The following is a 4,618-nucleotide window of genomic DNA, read 5'->3' as shown; positions in this document are numbered from 1 at the left end:
TGCATATAATTTTAACTTTGCAACAGAACCTAAAAATGTTTATGATGGCGAAGAATTAAATAAGAGTTTGTCAGATATGGCTCAAGGATTTCGCCGAATGATGCAATATAAAAAAATTAATAAAAATCTTGTTGGTTTTATGCGTGCAACGGAAGTGACAATAAATAATAAAGATAATTCTTATAATCAGCACATGCATGTATTGGTATGTGTGGAACCAACTTATTTTAAGAATACAGAAAACTACGTGAATCAAAAACAATGGATTCAATTTTGGAAAAAGGCAATGAAATTAGACTATGATCCAAATGTAAAAGTTCAAATGATTCGACCGAAAAATAAATATAAATCGGATATACAATCGGCAATTGACGAAACTGCAAAATATCCTGTAAAGGATACGGATTTTATGACCGATGATGAAGAAAAGAATTTGAAACGTTTGTCTGATTTGGAGGAAGGTTTACACCGTAAAAGGTTAATCTCCTATGGTGGTTTGTTAAAAGAAATACATAAAAAATTAAACCTTGATGACACAGAAGAAGGCGATTTGATTCATACAGATGATGACGAAAAAGCCGATGAAGATGGATTTTCTATTATTGCAATGTGGAATTGGGAACGGAAAAATTATTTTATTAAAGAGTAGTTCAACAAACGGGCCAGTTTGTTGAAGATTAGATGCTATAATTGTTATTAAAAGGATTGAAGGATGCTTAGGAAGACGAGTTATTAATAGCTGAATAAGAACGGTGCTCTCCAAATATTCTTATTTAGAAAAGCAAATCTAAAATTATCTGAAAAGGGAATGAGAATAGTGAATGGACCAATAATAATGACTAGAGAAGAAAGAATGAAGATTGTTCATGAAATTAAGGAACGAATATTGGATAAATATGGGGATGATGTTAAGGCTATTGGTGTTTATGGCTCTCTTGGTCGTCAGACTGATGGGCCCTATTCGGATATTGAGATGATGTGTGTCATGTCAACAGAGGAAGCAGAGTTCAGCCATGAATGGACAACCGGTGAGTGGAAGGTGGAAGTGAATTTTGATAGCGAAGAGATTCTACTAGATTATGCATCTCAGGTGGAATCAGATTGGCCGCTTACACATGGTCAATTTTTCTCTATTTTGCCGATTTATGATTCAGGTGGATACTTAGAGAAAGTGTATCAAACTGCTAAATCGGTAGAAGCCCAAACGTTCCACGATGCGATTTGTGCCCTTATCGTAGAAGAGCTGTTTGAATATGCAGGCAAATGGCGTAATATTCGTGTGCAAGGACCAACAACATTTCTACCATCCTTGACTGTACAGGTAGCAATGGCAGGTGCCATGTTGATTGGTCTGCATCATCGCATCTGTTATACGACGAGCGCTTCGGTCTTAACTGAAGCAGTTAAGCAATCAGATCTTCCTTCAGGTTATGACCATCTGTGCCAGTTCGTAATGTCTGGTCAACTTTCCGACTCTGAGAAACTTCTGGAATCGCTAGAGAATTTCTGGAATGGGATTCAGGAGTGGACAGAACGACACGGATATATAGTGGATGTGTCAAAACGCATACCATTTTGAACGATGACCTCTAATAATTGTTAATCATGTTGGTTACGTATTTATTAACTTCTCCTAGTATTAGTAATTATCATGGCTGTCATGGCGCATTAACGGAATAAAGGGTGTGCTTAAATCGGGCCATTTTGCGTAATAAGAAAAAGGATTAATTATGAGCGAATTGAATTAATAATAAGGTAATAGATTTACATTAGAAAATGAAAGGGGATTTTATGCGTGAGAATGTTACAGTCTATCCCGGCATTGCCAGTCGGGGATATTAAAAAGAGTATAGGTTTTTATTGCGATAAACTAGGTTTCACTTTGGTTCACCATGAAGATGGATTCGCAGTTCTAATGTGTAATGAGGTTCGGATTCATCTATGGGAGGCAAGTGATGAAGGCTGGCGCTCTCGTAGTAATGATTCACCGGTTTGTACAGGTGCGGAGTCGTTTATTGCTGGTACTGCTAGTTGCCGCATTGAAGTAGAGGGAATTGATGAATTATATCAACATATTAAGCCTTTGGGCATTTTGCACCCCAATACATCATTAAAAGATCAGTGGTGGGATGAACGAGACTTTGCAGTAATTGATCCCGACAACAATTTGATTAGCTTTTTTCAACAAATAAAAAGCTAAAATCTATTATTAATCTGTTCAGCAATCGGGCGCGATTGCTGAATAAAAGATACGAGAGACCTCTCTTGTATCTTTTTTATTTTGAGTGGTTTTGTCCGTTACACTAGAAAACCGAAAGACAATAAAAATTTTATTCTTGCTGAGTCTGGCTTTCGGTAAGCTAGACAAAACGGACAAAATAAAAATTGGCAAGGGTTTAAAGGTGGAGATTTTTTGAGTGATCTTCTCAAAAAATACTACCTGTCCCTTGCTGATTTTTAAACGAGCACGAGAGCAAAACCCCCCTTTGCTGAGGTGGCAGAGGGCAGGTTTTTTTGTTTCTTTTTTCTCGTAAAAAAAAGAAAGGTCTTAAAGGTTTTATGGTTTTGGTCGGCACTGCCGACAGCCTCGCAGAGCACACACTTTATGAATATAAAGTATAATGTGTTATACTTTACTTGGAAGTGGTTGCCGGAAAGAGCGAAAATGCCTCACATTTGTGCCACCTAAAAAGGAGCGATTTACATATGAGTTATGCAGTTTGTAGAATGCAAAAAGTGAAATCAGCTGGACTAAAAGGCATGCAATTTCATAATCAAAGAGAGCGAAAAAGTAGAACGAATGATGATATTGACCATGAGCGAACACGTGAAAATTATGATTTGAAAAATGATAAAAATATTGATTACAACGAACGTGTCAAAGAAATTATTGAATCACAAAAAACAGGTACAAGAAAAACGAGGAAAGATGCTGTTCTTGTAAATGAGTTGCTAGTAACATCTGACCGAGATTTTTTTGAGCAACTGGATCCAGGAGAACAAAAACGATTTTTTGAGGAAAGTTATAAATTATTTTCCGAACGATATGGCAAGCAAAATATTGCTTATGCAACAGTTCATAATGATGAGCAAACCCCTCACATGCATTTAGGTGTTGTGCCTATGCGTGATGGAAAACTGCAAGGAAAAAATGTGTTTAATCGTCAAGAACTGTTATGGCTACAAGATAAATTCCCCGAGCATATGAAAAAACAGGGTTTTGAGTTGAAGCGTGGTGAACGTGGCTCTGACCGTAAACATATTGAGACAGCTAAATTTAAAAAACAAACTTTGGAAAAAGAGATTGATTTTCTAGAAAAAAATTTAGCAGTTAAAAAAGATGAATGGACTGCTTATAGCGATAAAGTTAAATCAGATTTAGAAGTACCAGCGAAACGACACATGAAAAGTGTTGAAGTGCCAACGGGTGAAAAGTCCATGTTTGGTTTGGGAAAAGAAATAATGAAAACAGAAAAGAAACCAACCAAAAATGTTGTTATATCGGAGCGTGATTATAAAAACTTAGTGACTGCTGCGAGAGATAACGATAGGTTAAAACAGCATGTTAGAAATCTCATGAGTACTGATATGGCGAGAGAATATAAAAAATTAAGTAAAGAACATGGGCAAGTTAAAGAAAAATATAGTGGTCTTGTAGAGCGATTTAATGAAAATGTAAATGATTATAATGAGTTGCTTGAAGAAAACAAGTCTTTAAAGTCTAAAATAAGCGATTTAAAGCGTGATGTGAGTTTAATCTATGAAAGTACTAAGGAATTCCTTAAGGAACGTACAGACGGCTTAAAAGCCTTTAAAAACGTTTTTAAGGGGTTTGTAGACAAGGTAAAGGATAAAACAGCACAATTCCAAGAAAAACACGATTTAGAACCTAAAAAGAACGAATTTGAACTAACTCATAACCGAGAGGTAAAAAAAGAACGAAGTCGAGATCAGGGAATGAGTTTATAAAATAAAAAAAGCACCTGAAAAGGTGTCTTTTTTTGATGGTTTTGAACTTGTTCTTTCTTATCTTGATACATATAGAAATAACGTCATTTTTATTTTAGTTGCTGAAAGGTGCGTTGAAGTGTTGGTATGTATGTGTTTTAAAGTATTGAAAACCCTTAAAATTGGTTGCACAGAAAAACCCCATCTGTTAAAGTTATAAGTGACTAAACAAATAACTAAATAGATGGGGGTTTCTTTTAATATTATGTGTCCTAATAGTAGCATTTATTCAGATGAAAAATCAAGGGTTTTAGTGGACAAGACAAAAAGTGGAAAAGTGAGACCATGGAGAGAAAAGAAAATCGCTAATGTTGATTACTTTGAACTTCTGCATATTCTTGAATTTAAAAAGGCTGAAAGAGTAAAAGATTGTGCTGAAATATTAGAGTATAAACAAAATCGTGAAACAGGCGAAAGAAAGTTGTATCGAGTGTGGTTTTGTAAATCCAGGCTTTGTCCAATGTGCAACTGGAGGAGAGCAATGAAACATGGCATTCAGTCACAAAAGGTTGTTGCTGAAGTTATTAAACAAAAGCCAACAGTTCGTTGGTTGTTTCTCACATTAACAGTTAAAAATGGGTTCTGTTGCAAAGTTAAAAAACATGTAATA

The 4,618-nt window shown here is 35.5% G+C and carries 5 protein-coding genes; all 5 read left to right on the top strand.

Annotation, left to right across the window (positions count from 1 at the left end):
* The coding region (locus HMPREF3241_RS03555) for a protein rep (protein WP_070853461.1) at positions 1 to 649 on the top strand (649 nt) is incomplete at its 5' end.
* A 159-nt stretch (positions 650 to 808) separates the two neighbouring features.
* Positions 809 to 1,579, top strand: a complete 771-nt coding sequence (gene aadD1 / locus HMPREF3241_RS03550; protein WP_001795128.1) for an aminoglycoside O-nucleotidyltransferase ANT(4')-Ia — start codon at positions 809 to 811, stop codon at positions 1,577 to 1,579.
* A 216-nt stretch (positions 1,580 to 1,795) separates the two neighbouring features.
* Positions 1,796 to 2,200: a bleomycin binding protein gene (bleO, locus tag HMPREF3241_RS03545; RefSeq protein ID WP_001242578.1), complete on the top strand. Its 405-nt coding sequence runs from the start codon at positions 1,796 to 1,798 to the stop codon at positions 2,198 to 2,200.
* 506 nt (positions 2,201 to 2,706) lie between these two features.
* A complete protein-coding gene (gene mobV, locus HMPREF3241_RS03540; protein WP_000119405.1) occupies positions 2,707 to 3,969 on the top strand; it encodes a MobV family relaxase in 1,263 nt (420 codons plus the stop codon).
* A gap of 244 nt (positions 3,970 to 4,213) precedes the next feature.
* Positions 4,214 to 4,618: protein rep (locus tag HMPREF3241_RS03535; RefSeq protein WP_141763170.1), on the top strand; the 405-nt coding region annotated here is incomplete at its 3' end.

Source organism: Staphylococcus sp. HMSC34G04 (assembly GCF_001838765.1).
Classification (GTDB): Bacteria; Bacillota; Bacilli; order Staphylococcales; family Staphylococcaceae; genus Staphylococcus; species Staphylococcus epidermidis.
Note: the sequence above shows the minus strand (reverse complement) of the source record. Positions and strands in the feature narration are given on the sequence as shown.

Coding starts and splice junctions, on each gene's coding strand:
- mobV (WP_000119405.1), top strand. CDS start 2,707: ATGAGTTATGCAGTTTGTAGAATGCAAAAAGTGAAATCAGCTGGACTA.
- aadD1 (WP_001795128.1), top strand. CDS start 809: ATGAGAATAGTGAATGGACCAATAATAATGACTAGAGAAGAAAGAATG.